We start from the raw sequence: 18,176 nt of genomic DNA on the forward strand, positions 1-18,176 counted from the left end.
ATCATGTTCCTTTCAGACCGACCAGCCGCTTACACAGACGATCTGACACCCCCGGTAGGCGACCTTCTTGGTCTCGGCCTCGATCTGCCGATCACCCCAGCCCTGCAGTTTCGGGCCGAGTTCGGCGTCCACTCTCGCGCGGTCGGCGCGGGAGAGCCAGATCGTTTCCCGCGCCACGATCATCGCGCGCCACTCGGTGATCCACCCGGCCCGCAGCGCCGCGAAGGTGGCCGGCAGCTCAGTGCTCAGGACCGCGGCCCAGCCGGTGTAGCGCTGCGCCTGCCACGGCGAGATCCGCCGCGCCAAAGCAACCTGCGCGGCGACCCCACGACCCTGCCGCGCCGCCGGTACCCCCGCGACGGCCTGCGCCGCTTTCTGCGACACCACGAACGCGGCCGTCTCCGCCGCCTGCGCCGCGGCGCACGCGGACTTCAACTGCTCGAAGTGTCGGATCCGCTCGATACGGTCACCATCACCGGCCGCCGGCGCCATCGACCCCACCGCAGCCACCAGCGACGCCAGGTCGGCGGTGCCCATCGCGGCGGGTTCGGACATAGTCCGATACTACGAACATACGATCTAATCTGTCAACTCGTGAAGCAACTCGCTGCGGACCGACAGCTGGCCCAACGGCCCACATATCGAAGTGGCGCGCCGCCCTGACTGGGTACGAGAGAGGACTACCGTCCTGATCAACAAGGGAGAGCGTGATGCAGAAGGCGAACGCGGTTGGCGGACTTCTTTCGATCCTGACCGCGGTCGTCTGGCTCCTGGTCGGGTTGGCCGGCTAGTCGGTCTGGATCGGAGTGGTGTTCAGCATGTCGCCAGCTGGTCGCTGGCGAAGAGACGCAGCCCCGTGAGGCCCGGCGCCGCAACCGCAGTCGCCGCTGACAAAGACCCGCGGCGACTTCGCGGCAATCGGCGACGGCGCGGATCGTGGTCTGGCAGGCCCGCAACGCCGTCCGGACGGACTGGTGTGACGCGCGTCAGGCGGGGATGAGGCTGAAATCGTTCCCGTCGGGATCGGTGAACTCGAGACGCCCGGGTACGCCGCTCGGGATGCCCCTGTATCTGGTCGCACCCAACTGCATAAACCGGTCGACCTCGTCGGCGAGGTCGCCGGTGGGAACCCGGACTTCGAAGCGCTGTCGGCTTATGCCGCGCTTCGGGGCCACCGGAGGTCCGACCCATGCAACCTTGGTGCCACCTCGTGGCGATTGGATTGCGGTCTCCGGGTTCTCGTCCCATACCAGCGGCCAACCGAGCGCTGCGGCCCAGAACAGCCCGGCTTCGCGGGTCCCATCACAGGCCAGCTCGGCCAGGAATCCGCAGCCGGAAAGGAAGGCGTTCCCGGGTTCGATGACGCAGAACTCGTTGCCTTCTGGATCGGCCAGCACGACGTGCCCCTCCTCGGGGCGTTGACCGACATCGAGGTGGTCTGCACCGAGCCTGAGCGCGGTTGCGACCGTTTCCTGCTGGCTCGTCAAGCTGGTGCTGGTCAGGTGCAGGTGCGTCGAATTCGGGCCGACCTTCTCCGCACGACTCTGCACGAACCGGAGGCCAACCTGGGTGTCCGACCCTGGCAACAGCGGACCGTGGCCATCGTCGTTCAAGACCCGTCCAAGAAGGTGGGCCCAGAACGTGGCCAGACCAGCGGGGTCGTGCGCGTCAGACGCCAGCGTCAGCAGTCCCGCGGTCATCTCCGGCATGCTAGGTGCTGACGTCTCGAACCGGAGGACCAGCAATGCGCGCAGTGCAGATCGTCTCGCTGACCGGGCCTGACGCCGTCGAGACCGGCGAGGTCCGCGACCCCGCACCCCGGCCTCGCGACGTCCTGATCGAGGTGCACGCGGCCGGCATCACCTACCCGGACGTCCTCAAGACGCACGGCCGCTACCAGCTGGCACCGGAGCTGCCGTACGTGCCCGGCTCGCAGTTGTCCGGAACGGTGCGGAGCGCACCGGACGACTCGCCCTTCGAGACGGGCCAGCGGGTGTGCGGCTTCGCCATGAACGGCGCCTTCGCCGAGCTCGCAGCGATCGACAGCACGCACGTCTTCCCGCTCGAGGACTCACTGAGCTGGGAGACCGGGGCGGCCGCGCTCACCAACTACCTGACCGCGCACTTCGTCCTGACGCTGCGCGCCCGCCTGGCGCCCGGTGAGACCGTGCTCGTCCACGGCGCAGCCGGCGGCGTCGGGCTCGCTTCGATCCAGCTGGCCCGCGCGCTCGGCGCGCAGGTCATCGCCGTCGTGTCGAGCCCGGACAAGGCGACGGCCGCGCTCGAGGCCGGCGCGTTCGAGGCCGTCCCGGTCGACGGGTTCTCCGCCGCGGCCCGCGAGCTCACGGACGGACGGGGCGTCGACGTGATCGTCGATCCGGTCGGTGGTGACCGCTTCACCGACTCGCTGCGCGCGCTGGCCACCGGTGGCCGGCTGGCCGTGGTCGGGTTCGTCGGCGGCGACATCCCGACGGTGAAGGTGAACCGGCTGCTGTTGACGAACACCGAGGTCGTCGGTGCCGCGTGGGGCGAGTACGCGCTCGGCCACCCCGGCTACGCGCAGCAGCAATGGCAGGAGCTGAGCCCGCGCTTCGTCTCGACCGAGCTCGCACCGCGCATCGCCGAGGTGCTGCCGCTGCAGCGGGCAGCGGACGGGCTGCGCCTGCTGGCGAACCGCGAAGTCATCGGCAACGTCGTCCTTACCCTGCGTTAGCTGCCCCGCACTGCCGCGTCGAGCAGCGCCGCGCCGCGCAGCACGACGGCGTCCGTCCACCGGCCACCCATGACCTGCGCCGCGATCGGAAGGCCGTTGCGGTCGGCGCCGATCGGGACGCACGCCGATGGCAGGCCCGCGAGATTGGCCGGCAGGGCCAGCGCGCACCAGGCGTCGAAGCCGTCGGGCACCGACGCGCCGTCGATCGTCTCCGGTCCGATGCGCCCGAGCGCGAAGGCAGTGATCGGCAAGGCCGGGGTCAGCAGCACGTCGACATCGGCGAAGAATCCGGACCACCGGCGCGCGTAGGCGGCCCGGTCCTCCTGCGCGTCGAGGTAGTCAAGGGCCGATGCGCTTCGCCCGGCCAGCGTGATCGCGGCCGCGTCATCGCCAACCAGTGCCCGCTGCTCCTCGACGAGGCGGCCCTCAGAGGCGTACCCCTCGGGCAGCGCGACCGCGTCCCACAGCGGAACGGGGTTGTCGGCGGGCGGGGTTGACTCCACCAACTCGGCCCCGGCGGCCACCGCCGCGTCGACCGCGGTGCGGAACGCCGCGCGGACGTCAGGGTCGACGTCGGAGAAACCCAGGTCCTCGCTCACCGCCACCTTCAGCCCGCGCCACGTTGGCGCGTCGACCGCAGCGAGGTAGTCGGGCGTGCCGAGCGTCGGAAAACTGAGCCAGTCCGCGCCGGCCGGCCCGCCCATCACCTGCAGCGCCAGCGCGAGGTCGCGCACCGACGCAGCGATCGGACCGGTGACCGACAGCGTCGGCCAGCCGCGGAAACCCGGCAGCTTGGGCACGAGGCCGAACGACGGCTTGATCCCGTACGTACCGCAGAAGGCCGACGGGATGCGGATCGAGCCGCCACCGTCCGTCCCCACCGCGAGCGGCACCGCACCCGTGGCCACCGACACCGCCGCTCCCCCGCTCGATCCACCCGCGGTCCGCGTCGGGTCGTGCGGGTTCCTGGTCGCACCGTAGAGGTCGTTCGCGGTATGGCCGCGATAGCAGAACTCCGGATTGTTGGTCTTACCGACGATGATGGCGCCGGCATCGAGCAGGCGCTGCACCGCAACGCAGGTCTCGGGCGCGACGAACGTCTCGAGCGCCCGCGAGCCGTTCGTCGACAGCAACCCCTTAACCCACACGTGGTCCTTGACTGAGATCGGCACACCGGCGAGCGGACCCGTCACGGCACCGGAATCGACGTCGGCAGCCCGCTGCAACGCCTCATCGGCAAGCACGACGGTAAAGGCGTTCAACTTACCGTCGCGCGCCTCGATTGCTGACAGCGATGTGGTCACTGCCTCGACCGCCGAGCTGGTGCCCGAGCTGATCGACGCGGCGAGCGCAAAGGCGTCCATCACCCGGTCTTGTGTGCGGCCGCCGCCTTCTCGAAGTCGTTCTCCTCGGCCTCTGCCAGGCGTACCTCCGCGGCGACATCGAGCGAACGGCAGAGCACGTAATACAGAATTCCGGCAACCGGGAGCCCGATGAACAGCGAGATGTCCGAGCCGCTCAGGTCTTTGGCCACGAACCCGGTGAACAGCGTGCCGACCGAGAAGAACGGGATCATGGCTGCGAAGCCGACCAGGTAGCTGATGATGCCGCGCCAGCCCCAACGTCCGTAGATGCCGTCGGGCTTGAAGATCTCGGCGATGGCGTAGTGCCCGCGTCGGACGACGTAGTAGTCGACGAGGTTGACTGCCGTCCAGGGGATGAACAGGTAGAGCACGAGCACCAGGAAATTGTTGAAGTCGGCCAGGAAGTTGTCGGTGGCCAGCAGCGCCCCGACCAGACCGAGCGCCGCAGTGAGACCGATCGTGATCGCGCGGACGCCAAGGGTTGGTGCGACCTTCTTGAACGAGTCGATCGCGCTGATCAAAGTCAGGGACCCGCCGTACATGTTCAGCGCCATCACCGACACGAGCCCGAGCGTCGACAGGATCAGCACGATCGCACCGAATCCGGAGAAGACGTGGTCGCCCGCGGCGTTGATCGAACTGATGGTGTCGAAGTTCTTGGGGCCGATCCAGGCCGCGAGCACGCAACCCGCAATCATCAGCCAAGCGCCGCCAAGTGCCGAGCCCCAGTACGTCCAGTAGAACGTCTTGCGCACGGTGACGTCCGGCGGCAGGTAGCGCGAGTAGTCCGATACGTAGATGGCCCAGCTGATCTGGTACCCGGCGACGACCCCGAACTGAGCCAGGAAGGGAGAGAGCTTGAAGGTGCCGAGGTCAAAGGTGCCGCTCGGGTAATGCAGGAAGAACAGTCCGATCGTGAAGATGCCGAAGATGACCAACATCGAGTACGTCAGGAACTGCTCGGCCTTGTGGATGATGTCGTAGCCGATGAGCGCGATGACGAAGGCCACGACCGTGGTCACGATGATCCAGATCTTGGTGCTGCCGTGGGCGGTCGAGTGCATGGACTGGCCGGCCAGCACGCTGTTGAAGACGTTGAAGCCGGCGTACTGGACGTAAGCGAACAGCCAGACCAACAACGCACCGAGATAGCCGAACTGCGGGCGCGACTGGATCATCTGGGGCAAGCCGAGCTGAGGCCCCTGCGCGGAGTGGAACGCCATGAACAGCGTGCCGAGCAGGATCCCGGTGACGATCGCAATGACCGACCAGTCCAGCGAGCCGCCGCCGGTGATGCTCAGCAGGCCGACGGCGAGGGTGGCGATCTGCGCGTTCGACATGAACCACAGCGGGCCGAGGTGCCAGAGCTTGCCGTGCCGCTCGGCCAGCGGGACGTAGTCGATCGAGCGGGTTTCGAGGCCGCCGTGGTGCGTTCCTGTGTGGTGGTCATGTATCCAACCTTGGCCCACGTTTGCAGTGACCGATACGGCCGACACGCGTCAGTTGTCGGCCAGCACGGATAACAGCTCGTAGGCGACGTGCGCAGCTGCGATGCCGGTGATCTCAGCGTGGTCGTAGGCCGGCGACACCTCGACGACGTCGGCTGAGACGACGTTAGCCCCGGCCAGGCCGCGCAGCACGCTGAGCAATTCGCGCGACGTCATCCCGCCCGCCTCAGGCGTGCCGGTGCCGGGAGCGAACGCGGGATCGAGAACGTCGATGTCGACCGAGACGTAGATCGGCCGGTCGCCCAGGCGTTCCCGCAGCGCGGCAACGGTGCCGGCGACGCCAAGCGTCTCGATGTCTGTGCAGTGGATGACAGCAAAGCCGAGGTCGGCCGACTCGGGCAGGTCACGCTCGGAATACAGCGGACCGCGGATGCCGACGTGCAGACAGTGCTCCGGGTCGAGCAAGCCCTCCTCAGCAGCCCGGCGGAACGGCGTGCCGTGCGTGTACGGCTCGCCGAAGTAGGTGTCCCACGTGTCGAGGTGGGCGTCGAAGTGCAGGACGGCGATCGGCCCGTGCTGCGCACGCATGGCCCGCAGCAGCGGCAGCACGATGGTGTGGTCGCCGCCGAGGGTCAGCAGCTTCGCTGTCGCACTCAGCTCGCGGGCGCCGGCCTCGATCTCGCCGATGGCCTGCTGGATGTCGAACGGGTTGACGGCCAGGTCGCCGGCGTCGACGACCTGCAGCCGGGCAAACGGCGAGACGTCCTGCGCAGGGTTGTAAGGCCGCAGCAAGCGCGAGCTCTGCCGGATGTGCGCCGGACCGAAGCGGGCACCGGGCCGGTAGCTGACACCGGTGTCGAACGGCACGCCGAGCACGGCGACGTCCATGCTCGGGACGTCCTCGCGACGCGGCAACCGGGCGAACGTCGACAGGCCCGCGTAGCGGGGCACGAGCGACGCGTCGACGGGCCCGATCGAAGGCTGCTCGCTCATTCCCCCAGTATGCCGTTTCTCGTTCACAGGAATCGCATGGCACACGCTCAGCAGACAGCGCGGATCGCGCAGTTCCATCGAGTCATGACGAACCATATGCCTGAGCCCGTTGACCCGTACGCGGCGAACTACGGCTACGCCCCCACCCCGCCGTACCAGACCGCAGGGTACGGCTACAGCTACGAGTGGCCGCCGCCGATCGCGGCGCCGGTGCCGACCCGTCGACCGCGGCGGGCGAAGCGCGCACTCGTCGGCATCGGCGCTGCTGCCGTGGCCGCTGGGCTCGTCGTGTCGGGCGTGGCGATCGGGGACGCGACGCAGTCCTCCGGCAGCGTCGCCTCGTCGGTGAGCGGCGGGAGCACGAGTTCGGGCTCGGGTGACGGTTCGACGGGAGTCCTCCCGGGCCTCGGCGACGGATCGAGCAGCGGCAGCGATTCGGGCAGCAGCGGATCCTCGGCCACCGGAACCGCGACCACTGCCACCTCGACGCAGCAGGTGGGCATCGTCACCATCGTCTCGGTGTTGAAGTACCAGAACGCCGAGAGCGCGGGCACCGGCATGATCCTCACCTCCGACGGCAAGATCCTGACCAACAACCACGTCATCGACGGCGCCACGAGCGTCACGGTCACCGTCGAGTCGACGGGCAAGAGCTATCAGGCTGAGGTTGTCGGCACCGACTCGACCGACGACATCGCGGTGCTCCAGCTGAAGAACGCCTCCGGCCTGACCACGGCAAAGGTCGGGGTCGCCTCGGACGTTGCGGACGTGTCGACGGGTGACACGGTCACCGGCGTCGGGAATGCCGGCGGCACGGGGACGCTGACCGCCGCGACCGGGAAGGTCACCGCCCTCGACCAGACGATCACGGCCACCGACGAGAGCGGCGCGAACTCCGAGACGCTCGACAACCTCATCCAGACCGACGCAGCCATCATCTCCGGCGACTCCGGGGGGCCCCTCTACGACTCCGACGGCACCATCATCGGCATCGACACTGCTGCGTCGTCGAGCTCGGCGACCTCGGTGAACGGTGCGGCCGTCGCGTCGCAGGCCTACGCCATCCCGATCACCGACGCACTGTCGATCGTCAAGCAGATCGAGTCGGGCGTCGAGACGTCCTCGGTGCGCATCGGCCTGCCCGCCTTCCTCGGCGTCGGGCTGGCCGACGCGAGCACGGCTGGCGCCGCGGTCGGTTCCGTGGTGTCGGGCGGCCCGGCCGATGACGCCGGCATCGCCGCCGGCTCGACGATCACCGCCGTGGGCGGCACATCGGTCACCTCGGCGTCCTCGCTGTCGACTGCGATGGCGAAACTCGAACCGGGCAAACGCGTCTCGGTCAGCTGGGCCGACGCCGCCGGCACGAGCCACACCGCCACCGTCACGCTCACCACCGGCCCCGCCGACTGAGACTCCCCCGACTGATAACCCTCCGGTGATCAACAGCGCCGAAACGTCGTGTCACGACGTTTCGGCGCTGTTGATCACGGTGGGGGTTGGTGAGGTCAGGGCAGCCGGATGACCTGCGCGGCGAAGCTGAGCCCCGCGCCGAAGCCGACGAGCAGCGCGAGTTGTCCGGCGCAAGTGACACCGCGGCGGGCCAGGTCCACGACCGCGATCGGGATGGACGCGGCGGACGTGTTGCCTGAGACGGTGACACTGTCGGCGATCACGGCGCGGTCGAGCCCGAGCTTGGCGGCGATGCCGTCGACGATCCGCTTGTTCGCCTGATGCGGCACGAATACGTCAATGTCCTCGATACCGACCCCGGCGCGCCGGCAGGCGTCGAGGGCGACCGCGGGCATCTGCTCAACGGCCCAGCGGAACACCTGCGAGCCGACCATCGTGAGCTTGCCGCCGACCACCGCACCGCAGTCGATCAGATGGGATTGTGAGCCGTCGCTGCCCCAGACCGCCGGTCCGATACCGGTGCTGCCGTCGCCGGACGGGCCGACAACCGCCGCGCCGGCTCCGTCACCGAACAGGATCGACGTGCCGAGATCAGCCGGGTCGATCAGCGAGCTCATCTGCTCGGCTGCGACCACCAGGACGTGCCGAGCCGCGCCGGTGCGGATGGCGCCGTCGGCCACGGTGAGGGCATAGCAGAACCCGCTGCAGGCAGAATTCAGGTGCATACGCGGGGCCACCGCCGCGACGCCCGCGGCGAGCGTGCCGCCGTCGCCCGGACCATTGGCAGCGCTGCAGCTGGCCGTGACCACGAGGTCGATCTGCGCCTCGGTGATCCCGGCTGCGAGCAGCGCGTCCGCCGCTGACCGGCAGACCAGTTCGTCGAGCTCGCCCGGACCGGACACCCGCCGGACGCTGCGGATGCCGGTGCGGGACTCGATCCAGCTGCCGGCCTTGCCGAACGGAGCGCCTAGTGCGTCGGCGCTGGTCGAGGCGTGGGGCTGAGCCGCGCCGAAACCGAGGACCCGGGTGCCGCCCTCGCGGGCAACGGTGTTCAGCAAGGCAGGCCTTCCGTAATCCAGGAACTACTAGGAAGTCCAACTATCTTGGTTACCGGGTGGTAAGGGAAATGCCGGCCCCGGGGGTGGCGCTCAGGCGTCAGCGCCGACCTCGACCTCGTCGGCGAGCGCGCTCGAGTTCTCGGTCGGCGTGCTCGTCTGCGTGCTCGTCGTCGTGCTCGATCCGCTGGCAGCCGCGGCGGCGCGCAGCTCGGCGAGCCGCTTCTTGGACGGGAACACCAGCGCGCACATGATGGCGCCCGCCGCGAAGGTTCCGGCGCTGATCAGGAAGGCCACCGTGTAGCCGTGCGTCGAGGCCTGGGCGGTGAGCCCCGCGCCGGCCGAGGCGTGCGAGGCGGCGTAGTCGGTGGTAACGCTCGCCACGATGGTGCTGAGCACCGCGGTGCCGATCGAGCCGCCGACCTGCTGCATAGTGCTGACCAGTGCGGACGCCACGCCGGAGTCGTGCGGCTGCACGCCGGCGGTGGCGGTGTTCATCGCCGGGGCCATGACCATGCCCATGGCGAAGCCCATGACCAGCAACGACGGCAGCACGCCCGACCAGTAGTTGGTGTGCACGTCGAGCAGGCTCAGGTAGCTCAGCGCGGCAGTGCCGAGAAGCATGCCGGTGGTGATGACGATCCTGGGCCCGAAGCGCGGCAGCGTGACGATGTTCGACACGTTCGAACTGATCATCACGCAGGCGATCATCGGCAGGAACGCGAGTCCCGACACCACCGGGCTGAAGCCCTTGACCGACTGCAGGTAGTAGGTCAGGAACAGGAACAGCCCGAACATGGCTAGACCGGCGACGGCGACCGCGGCAAAGGCCACGCCCCGCGAGCGATCGGCCACCACGCGCAGCGGCAGCAGCGGCACCTCGACGCGCTTCTCGGCGACGACGAAGGCGATCAGCAGGGCCACGCTCAGGACGAGCGAGGTGATCGTGAGCGGGGACGTCCAGCCGGCTGTCTCGGCGTGCGAGAAGCCGAACACCAGCCCGAACAACCCGGCCGACGCCAGCACGGTGCCGACGTAGTCGATCCGCGCACGCACTTCCGGCCGCTCGTGCACCATGTAGATCATCGCGCCCAGACCCGCGGCCACGGCGAAGAACACATTGACGTACATCACCCAGCGCCAGGAGAGGTACTCGGTCAGCACGCCACCAAGGATCAGCCCGACGGCACCGCCGGCACCCGCGACCGTGCCGAAGACGCCGAACGCCTTGCCGCGGTCGGCCGGGTCGCGGAACGTGGTGACCAGCGTCGAGAGCGCTGCCGGTGCGAGCATCGCCGCGGCGACACCCTGGATGGCGCGGGCGGTGACGAGGACCCCGAACGACGGCGCGGCACCGCCCAGCGCGGACGCGAGCGCGAACGCGGCCAGGCCCCCGAGGAACACCCGCTTGCGGCCGAACAGGTCACCGACCCGACCGCCGAGCAGCAGCAGGCTGCCGAAAGCCAGCGCGTAGGCGGTGACCACCCACTGGCGCTGGCTATCGCCGAACCCGAGGTCGGCCTGGGCCGAGGGCAGGGCGATGTTCACGACCGTCGCGTCAAGCACAACCATGAGTTGGGCGATCGAGACGACGACCAGGATCAGCCAGCGGTGATCGGAACTGCGAGCTTCTGCGGACTTCTTTTCGGCCAGCGAGCTAAGAGACATGTGCGGTTTCCTGTTTCGAATCGAGTCGGGTGCGCAGGCCGGCGAGGGTGTCCGCGAAATGTTCGCGTTCGGTGTCGCTCAAGCCGTCGAAAATAGTGTTCATGAGCGCCTTCTTGACCGCGATGGCGCGGTCCAGGGCGACGGTTCCGGCGGGCGTGATCTCGACGAGCCAGGCCCGCCGGTCGCGCGGATCGGGGCCGCGGGTGGCCAGCCCTTCGCGCTCCAGCGCGTCCAAGGTGTCGGTGACCGAGCGCGGCGCGAAGCCGAGGGCGTACGCGACCGTGGCCTGGTTCACCGGGCCCTGCTGGGCCAGGACGCGCAGCACTTTGGCCCGCGACAGCGACAGCCCAGCGTCGTTCATCGCCTCATCGACGAGGCGATGGATCCGGTGGTGCAGCTCGAGGTACAGCTCGCCGAGCTCGACGCACGAGTGCACCGCGTTCACCGTCCCGTCACCAATTGGTCAGTACCTCATCATGAGGTACCTCATCAATCTACCCGGGAAGCTACGCCACCATCACGGATCGGGTGTGGCGCCGGACACTGACTCGGTCAGCGCACGCGCGACCCAGGCATCGAGCCCAACTGCTCCAGGGTGACGCGATCCACACCATGTTCAGCACCGGCACCGACGCCCAGTTCAACGTCATGGGCGGCCTGCACGGCTTCAGCGGGGCCGACGACGCGGTGACCATGCCGCTGCAGTGCTCGATGCAGTGGGACGGTCTCGGCCACATCTTCGACCACGGCAAGACGTAGAACGGGCGGGAGTCCACCGTCGTCACCGCCCTCGGCGACTCGGTCACGGGGATCGAGACCCTGGCCCACGTGGTCAGCGGCCGCGGGCTGCTGCTCGACGTCGGCCGCGTCGACGGCGAGGACGGTGAACTTCCCAACGGAGGGGCGGCGGTGCACGACCAGACACTGGTGGTGCGCACGTTCGTCGGACGATCCCGCTGACACGCCTGTGCCCGCCGACGTCGAGTGGTTCCACGACGCCCAGGACTCGGAATGGCACATCGCCGGTTCGGAGTCGACAAAGATGCGCTGAACGCAACGATGCAAACCGCGATCGACCAGGTCAGCCAGCTCACGCATTGACCGGCCCGGGTGGGGCCCGGGTCGCGCTGCTGCGCCGGTGAGCAAGGACCGACGAAGGGGTTAGTGCGCGACAGACTCGGACGCGCCGAAGCGTGCGGCAAGCACAGCGACGTCATCGCCGGGTTGGTCGCCGACCATTTCCCAGATGACCGTGTCGAGCAGGGCACCCAGCTCGAGATGACGGTGGTGAGCCAGGCTGTTGACCAGACGATCCTGCCCTACGACGATGGATTCATCGCGCTTTTCGATCAGTCCGTCGGTGTAGAGAATAAGGGTTGATCCGGGCTGCGCAGTGTGTACGTGGTCGGTGCGCACAGCGTCCGGGGCGACGCCGAGCAACACGTCGTTGGGCGTATCGAGGGCTACCACGGTCCCGTCGGCGTTGATCAGTATCGGCGCTGGATGACCGGCGTTGGTCCACCGCATCGTGACAGCGCCAGTTGGATCCGCAGCGTCATCGGTACTTTCCACGGTCAGCATGACCAGCGTGGCCATGGTGCTCACTCGCAGGTCTCGCATCGCCCGGTCCAGTCGGGTCACCACGGCTGACGGCGGCCCGTCATGGGCCCAGGTCAGTGCCCGCAGCAGGTTTCGTAGCTGGCCCATCGTGGCGGCCGCGACGATGTCGTGGCCGACGACGTCGCCGATAACCAGCGTCGTCGAGCGGCGGTCGGGGAGCACGATCGCGTCGTACCAGTCCCCACCCACTTGGGCCTGCTTGGCGGCGGTGAGGTAGCGCGCCGCAAGCTGGAGGCCATCGGCGCGGGGCAGGTTAGTGAGCATGGCGGCCTGCAGGGCCAGCGCGATCGCATGATCCGCGCGACCGGCTCGCAGCAGCAGCTCGTTTGCCTGCTCGAGGCGTTCGGACGCGAGGGTGGCATCGCGGGCAACCAGGGCCAGGGCTGCTCCGCGCTCGAGGGTGTCGCTGGCGAGTTGCTGCGCCGCAGCCGCGGCGACAGCGTGGACGGCGTGAGCCACACCCGATACCTCATCTGCCACTTCGGCCGCGGCGGCGGCCGTCGTGGCCGCGACTGCATCTGCCGCCGCCGCCACCGCGCGGGCGACAACGAGGGCCGCGCGGGCGGTCTCCTCCGACGTCGCGGCCGCAGCGGAGATGACCGCGGCGGCCACCTGGGACGCCGCGCGGGCGGCTGCTGCGTCTCCACCGGGCAGGATCGACCTCGATAGCGCCGCCGCCGCGACGCTCGCCGCGCTCGCCACCTCTCGTGCCATCTCGTCCGCTTGCAGTTGGACGGCTTCCACGGTCCGTGCCGCCGTTTCGGCCACGCCCTTGGCCGCCAAGGTCGCCGCCACTGCACGCGAACCGCGCGCGGTCTTGGCAGCTTGCGCGCTCTTCGCCGCGGCACCCAGTGCCGCCTGCTCTGCCATGACAGCAGCACGCTGGGCGACCACCTGCTGGGGTGCGGTCAGTTCGGCCGCGGTAGCAGCCGTGACCGCAAGCGCCCCCGCCAATACCGCGGCAGCCGCGCCTGCATCAGCATCGGTGGCACTCCCGCGGGTGCCGGCAGGTGCAGTGCCGCGGACCGTGAACCACACGGCAGTCCTGCCGGCTTCGCGGCGGATTCCCCACGCGTCGGCCAACGAATCCAGGATGGTCAACCCGCGCCCGGTCAGGGCGCCCGGGTAGGAGGCGATGGCTGGGTGCAGCAACGGCACGGCGGCAGTGCCCGCATTGCCAGACACCGCGACCGTCACCGCGTGATCTACATCGGGGACGACGTCGACATCAACCAGCGTGGACTTCTCGTGACGAACGACGTTCGCCACCACCTCACTGACCAGCAGCTCCACGTCGGCCACTGCAGTGTGTTCGAGTTCATGCAGTCCGAGGACATGGACGGCGTGGCGTCGCGCGGCACGCGGCGCGAGGAGGTCCACCGGGATGGTGATCGACGAACGCCTGTCCTCGCCGTAGGCCAATGCGCTGTTCGCCCCAGGCAACTCGGACGCAGGCGCCAATGGAGCGAGCGCCTGGACGAAGGCGGTGGGCGGATTGAGCGTCATCCGGCGTCCTAGCGTGCGGTTGTGCTGAAGCGCTCGGCCGTGAGCTGATGCCCCGACCCGATTGGTGCGGGTCGCCCGAGCTAGCGGTGTCAACTAACACAATCTACACACGCCGGCTCGATCTACGCCGAATCCACCGAACAGGAGACGACGGGTCGGTCCGGGACAGGCCGTGTCAGCGCGCTGCCGAACGACGGCTGGTGCGTCGTGGTTTGATCACCGCCTGGGCTACGCGGCCCGTGAATGGGGTGCGTCGGGCCTTGGACTACACGTTGCGTGTCGACCCGGTGGGTAAGCACCTGCGCGCGGCTCGGGAGTGCGAGGCCGCTGTTTTTCTCGAGTCGTACGGCAACACGGCAGATCAGTGGGCCGACGAGTACGGACCGTACGAGAGCGAGTCGGTATTCGTCGCCGTGGTGGATCGCGCCGGCGACGCCGTGGCAGCGGCTCGGATGATCGTGCCTGGACACCGCACCGTGAAGTCCTTGGCCGATGCGTCTCGGGCTCCGTGGGGAGTTGACGGGGCGCGCGCGGCGCGAGCAGCCGGGCTGGACCTCGACCGCACCTGGGATGTGGCCACGGTGGCGGTGCGGCGTGGCAGTGGCCGAGGGGGGCTCACCGCTGCTGCGCTTTACCACGGGGTGATCCAGACGCTTCGAGCCAACCACGCGAGGTGGATCGTGATGATCATGGACCATCGCGCCCGGCGGTTGTTGCACATGGCGGGGCTTCGAACCAACGTCCTGCCCGGCACCGGCCCCGGCGCCTACCTCGGGTCAACGTGCAGCGTGCCGCTCTGGGGGGAGCTGGCGTCAGCGATGGACAGGCAGCGACTCCTCAACCCGGAGGCCCACCGGTCGATCAGCCTGGGCATCGGGTTGGACGGGATAGAGGTGCCGAACCCGGCGGACTTCGCGCTCGAATCTCGACGTGCCACGACGCACCCGGCTCTCAAGGTCGCGCTCTGAGTCCTCTCGGGCGGCAACCGTCGAGCCCTCGAGGTCACCGGAGAGGTAGGTCGTGATGTCTTCCGGCGGGAGCGGACGCGACAGGTGATAACCCTGTAGCACGTGCACTCCGAGGGCGACGAGATCATGTGCGGTCTCCGCGTCCTCGACGCCTTCGGCCACCATCCGCAAGCCGAGCGCGTCGGCGAGATGGAAGGTCGATACGACGATCAGACGGCTGCGGGTGTCCCTGCTCATCGCCGCGACGAACGACCGGTCCATCTTGATCTCCGTGATCGGTAGGTCCCGCAGGTAGGACAGCGACGAGAACCCGGTGCCGTAGTCGTCCACGGAGATCTCGAAGCCAAGAGCAGTGAGGTCGGTGAGCAGCGCGCGGGCGCGCTCTGGTTCAGCCAGGAACGAGTCCTCCGTGACCTCGATGATGAACTCGCTCGGTGACAGGCCAGCGGCGGCGATCGACTCGGCCAGCTGGGGCAGGAAGATCCCGCTCATCAGCTCCGGCGCAGCGCAATTGATGGCGACGCGAGTGTTGATGCCTCGCCTGCGCCAGGCGGCCACGTCGGCGACGGCGATCCGGCCGATCTCTGCCGACAGCGTCAGCATCAGTCCGGACCGTCTGGCAACCGGGAGGAACTCCGCGGGTGCCAGCACTCCGCGCGTCGGATGGCGCCATCTGATCAGTGCCTCGACAGCGCAGGTGCGCCCGGTAGACGCGTCCTGCTGGGGTTGGTACCACAGCTCCAATTGCCCGGTCTGGATCGCCAGCCGGAGATCCTCACCGAGCGCGAGGCGCTGGCGGGAGAACTGATCGCTGGTCGGCTCGTAGAGCACCACCCCGAGGCGCGCGCGTTTCGCGTCGTACATGGCTACGTCCGCACGTCGCAGCAGTTCGCTGCTCTGCGTGTCCTGAGGTTGGCGGATCGTGATCCCGATCGAGGCGTCGACGCTCAAGGTGATGCCGTCGACGGTGATCGGTTCGCGGACACCGGTCAACACCGCCTGCGCCAGTTCGTACAGGACGATCTCGTCCGCGGAATCGACGAGGATCGCGAACTCGTCGCCGCCGAGCCGGGCGACCATGACACCAGGAGGGAACGCCCTGCAGCGGGCGGCCAGCTCGCGCAGGACCGCGTCCCCGGCCGAGTGACCCAAGGTGTCATTGATGTCCTTGAAGCCGTCCAAATCCATGAGCATCAAGGCGAGCGGCCCATCGGTGCTCATGCGTTGGTCGAGCCGGTCGTACACCGCCCTACGGTTGGGCAAGCCGGTCAGGTCGTCACTGAGGGACAGAGCCGCGGCCTGGGCTGCGCGCTGCGCGTCCCGCACCGCGACCAACATGCGTCCTCCTGCGGCGGCCAGTGTCGCCATGGCGGGAATCAGCAGGTATGTCCGCACGGCGCCGTCGGGCTCGAACGCGAGGACCACCGTGGCGGCCATGCTGGCCACCAGGACGGCGATCGGCAGGCTGCGCTGTGGCACATATGTCGGCGACGTCGCTCGTGGTCGACAGGCTGCGTCGACGATGAGCGCGAACCCGGCACCCCACGACACGATGTTGAGCCAGTGGAAGGCGTAGGTGCCGCTGGACAGGTTGGTGATGAAGCTCAGGTCGGCGAAGGTGAACAGCCCGAAGCCGAGCAGCAGACTGGCCGACTCGCGGGAGCTGTCGCGGTAGCGCATCAGCACCTGGCCGACGACAAGTACCCCGAGGACGACATCGAGCAGCGGGTAGAGCAGTGCCAGGAGGACGCCGAGGCCGTCGGCGTGCACGTGCTGCGCGGCCGGCGTGATGAGTACGCCTCCGGCGATGCATACTGCCCCGCCGCACACGTTCGCGGCCTCCAGCCAGGTCGCTCCCCTCTTGGACCGCTGGGGTGCGGTATCGGCGAGCAGGTAACCGGCGATCGCAACGTACGCGAGCAGGAAGAAGGCCTCGCCCGGTGCCGGGAAGGACGTCCGGTCGGGCTGACCCGACCCGTTGAGCACTGCAGACCCGGCCGCCCAGAGCAGCACGCCGCCGAAGAGCAGGAGCAACGGGTATCTGCGTTGCCGTTGCGTGCCCGCCGCCACCGCCAAGCGGGTCAACAGCAGCAGGAAGAAGGCGCCGAGCGCACCCGTGAGCACGACCTGCGCCGCAGCGGGATCGCGCGCATCTGCCAGCGCGATCGCTGCCAGGCCAGGGGCCAGCAAGGTCCACACGCACCGACGCAAAAGCCGGCCGGCCCGATGACCCGTTGTCACAGCCGCAACATCGGCAGCCGGGCCGAAACCTTGACCTCCCCGACTAAGTGACCGGCTCCGATAGCCTGAGCGACCATTCAAGTTCCCCCGCTTGGAGAGTCCCCCGTTGCACGATCTTGCGCCCGCCATTTACCGTCAGCGGCTCGTCGTAGAGGGCATTCCGAGCCGCCCACTCACCGACACCGACATCTCGGCCTACCTGTCCGGGCTGTCGGAGGCGCTCGACATGTTGGCCCTCATCCCGCCCGTCACCCACCGCTCCCCGGCTTTCGGCTGGGCCGGGTGGATCCACTGGGAGACGTCCGGCGCCCACATGTACGCGTGGGACGTGCCGCAGTTGTTCTTCTCGGTCGACATCTACACCTGCAAGCCCTTCAACGTGGCGACCGCCGTCGAGTTCACCGCGACCGTCCTCGACGCCCAGCAGGTCGTCCACGGCCGGCTGCCCAGCGAAAAACTCCTCCCAACCTGACAGCTGCTCGCCTTCGCCCAGTGCGGCGCTGATCAGCTGATCGTTGCGAGGGCGCTTGCCAACGGGGTCAGATCGGCCGGTCGCAGGGGCGGCCGGAGGTAGACGATCGCCAGGTCGAGACCGTGCTCGCCGAAGCTGCCGATCGTGTCGACGGTGGCCTGGACGTCGGCCGGGTCGTACGGGATGTGGGTCGACAGCAGGATCTCACCGGGATCGCGTCCGAGGTCTGCGCAGTGCTCGTGCAACACGTCGCGCTTTTGGGCGAACTCCTGCGGCGTGCGCCCGCCGAAGTTCCAGTGTTGGGCGAACCGAGCTGCCGTGCGCAGGGTGCGCTTTTCGCCGTTGCCGCCGATGCAGATCGGCGGGTGGGGTTGCTGGGGCCCCTTCGGCTCGTGCGAGCCCCGTCCAGCTGGTAGTGCTTGCCGGTGAAGTCGGTTGTCTCGTTCGACAACAGGCTCACCAGGATCTCGCAGGCCTCCTCGAACCGGTCGCTGCGCTCGCGGGCGCTGCCCAGCTCGATGCCGTAGGCCTGGCTCGTCGTCCAGCCGGCGGTGTCGAGGGCAGGCGTGACGTAGCGGTCGCAGATGTCGGACTCGCTCAGCGCCTTCTTGTTGACCACGTGCCCTCTCCGGCCGCACCCGTCACCGAGCACGTGTCGTGGATGCTAACCCGGAACTTTCATGAGGGCGCCGCTGAAGATTGTTTCGGCGGCGGTGCG

At 68.6% G+C, this 18,176-nt stretch carries 13 protein-coding genes and 2 pseudogenes; 4 read left to right on the forward strand and 11 right to left on the reverse strand.

Features of this window, described 5'->3' with window-relative positions; translation table 11 throughout:
* Positions 1–12: 12 nt before the first annotated feature.
* Both ACFFC4_RS20395 and ACFFC4_RS20400 read right to left on the reverse strand, forming a co-directional pair.
* Complete coding sequence (locus ACFFC4_RS20395; RefSeq protein ID WP_375504295.1) at positions 13–555, reverse strand: hypothetical protein; 543 nt, start codon at positions 553–555, stop codon at positions 13–15.
* Positions 556–986: 431 nt separating this feature from the next.
* Positions 987–1,700 (reverse strand): VOC family protein, encoded by a 714-nt coding sequence (locus ACFFC4_RS20400; protein ID WP_375504297.1) that lies wholly within the window; start codon positions 1,698–1,700, stop codon positions 987–989.
* Positions 1,701–1,744: 44 nt separating this feature from the next.
* Between ACFFC4_RS20400 and ACFFC4_RS20405 the strand changes: the two genes are divergently transcribed.
* A complete protein-coding gene (locus tag ACFFC4_RS20405) occupies positions 1,745–2,713 on the forward strand; it encodes an NADPH:quinone oxidoreductase family protein (RefSeq protein ID WP_375504299.1) in 969 nt (322 codons plus the stop codon).
* On the opposite strand, the gene ACFFC4_RS20410 is transcribed toward ACFFC4_RS20405, so the two are convergent.
* From ACFFC4_RS20410 to speB, 3 genes are read right to left on the reverse strand one after another with little or no spacing between them, the layout of a single operon-like run.
* Positions 2,710–4,077, reverse strand: a complete 1,368-nt coding sequence (locus ACFFC4_RS20410) for an amidase (protein ID WP_375504301.1) — start codon at positions 4,075–4,077, stop codon at positions 2,710–2,712. The two genes, ACFFC4_RS20405 and ACFFC4_RS20410, sit on opposite strands and share 4 nt — an antisense overlap.
* A complete protein-coding gene (locus ACFFC4_RS20415; RefSeq protein WP_375504319.1) occupies positions 4,077–5,546 on the reverse strand; it encodes a purine-cytosine permease family protein in 1,470 nt (489 codons plus the stop codon). The genes ACFFC4_RS20410 and ACFFC4_RS20415 overlap by 1 nt, the downstream gene beginning before the upstream one ends.
* A 30-nt stretch (positions 5,547–5,576) precedes the next feature.
* Positions 5,577–6,518: an agmatinase gene (gene speB / locus ACFFC4_RS20420; RefSeq protein WP_375504303.1), complete on the reverse strand. Its 942-nt coding sequence runs from the start codon at positions 6,516–6,518 to the stop codon at positions 5,577–5,579.
* 96 nt (positions 6,519–6,614) lie between these two features.
* Here speB and ACFFC4_RS20425 point away from each other — a divergent pair, with 96 nt between their 5' ends.
* Positions 6,615–7,928 (forward strand): S1C family serine protease, encoded by a 1,314-nt coding sequence (locus tag ACFFC4_RS20425; protein WP_375504305.1) that lies wholly within the window; start codon positions 6,615–6,617, stop codon positions 7,926–7,928.
* Between the two features lie 95 nt (positions 7,929–8,023).
* On the opposite strand, the gene ACFFC4_RS20430 is transcribed toward ACFFC4_RS20425, so the two are convergent.
* The 3 genes from ACFFC4_RS20430 to ACFFC4_RS20440 form a co-directional block, all read right to left on the reverse strand.
* Positions 8,024–8,986 (reverse strand): beta-ketoacyl-ACP synthase 3, encoded by a 963-nt coding sequence (locus tag ACFFC4_RS20430; protein WP_375504307.1) that lies wholly within the window; start codon positions 8,984–8,986, stop codon positions 8,024–8,026.
* A 90-nt stretch (positions 8,987–9,076) separates the two neighbouring features.
* Entirely contained in the window at positions 9,077–10,651 is a 1,575-nt protein-coding gene (locus ACFFC4_RS20435; RefSeq protein WP_375504309.1) for a DHA2 family efflux MFS transporter permease subunit, read from the reverse strand.
* Positions 10,641–11,087, reverse strand: a complete 447-nt coding sequence (locus ACFFC4_RS20440) for a MarR family winged helix-turn-helix transcriptional regulator (protein ID WP_375504311.1) — start codon at positions 11,085–11,087, stop codon at positions 10,641–10,643. Before ACFFC4_RS20440 ends, ACFFC4_RS20435 begins: the two co-directional genes overlap by 11 nt.
* Positions 11,088–11,254: 167 nt before the next feature.
* Between ACFFC4_RS20440 and ACFFC4_RS20445 the strand changes: the two are divergent.
* Positions 11,255–11,569: pseudogene (locus ACFFC4_RS20445) on the forward strand (cyclase family protein); the annotation flags it as partial.
* A 243-nt stretch (positions 11,570–11,812) separates the two neighbouring features.
* On the opposite strand, the gene ACFFC4_RS20450 reads toward ACFFC4_RS20445, so the two are convergent.
* Positions 11,813–13,777: a SpoIIE family protein phosphatase gene (locus tag ACFFC4_RS20450; RefSeq protein WP_375504313.1), complete on the reverse strand. Its 1,965-nt coding sequence runs from the start codon at positions 13,775–13,777 to the stop codon at positions 11,813–11,815.
* Positions 13,778–14,589: 812 nt separating this feature from the next.
* Complete coding sequence (locus ACFFC4_RS20455; protein WP_375504315.1) at positions 14,590–16,944, reverse strand: putative bifunctional diguanylate cyclase/phosphodiesterase; 2,355 nt, start codon at positions 16,942–16,944, stop codon at positions 14,590–14,592.
* A 148-nt stretch (positions 16,945–17,092) separates the two neighbouring features.
* Here ACFFC4_RS20455 and ACFFC4_RS20460 point away from each other — a divergent pair, with 148 nt between their 5' ends.
* Complete coding sequence (locus tag ACFFC4_RS20460; RefSeq protein WP_375504317.1) at positions 17,093–17,458, forward strand: S-adenosylmethionine decarboxylase; 366 nt, start codon at positions 17,093–17,095, stop codon at positions 17,456–17,458.
* A gap of 32 nt (positions 17,459–17,490) precedes the next feature.
* On the opposite strand, the pseudogene ACFFC4_RS20465 reads toward ACFFC4_RS20460, so the two are convergent.
* Positions 17,491–18,008 (reverse strand): annotated as a pseudogene (locus ACFFC4_RS20465) (LLM class flavin-dependent oxidoreductase); the annotation flags it as partial.
* Between the last annotated feature and the right edge of the window lie 168 nt (positions 18,009–18,176).

The organism is uncultured Jatrophihabitans sp., from assembly GCF_964244045.1.
GTDB lineage: Bacteria > Actinomycetota > Actinomycetes > Mycobacteriales > Jatrophihabitantaceae > Jatrophihabitans.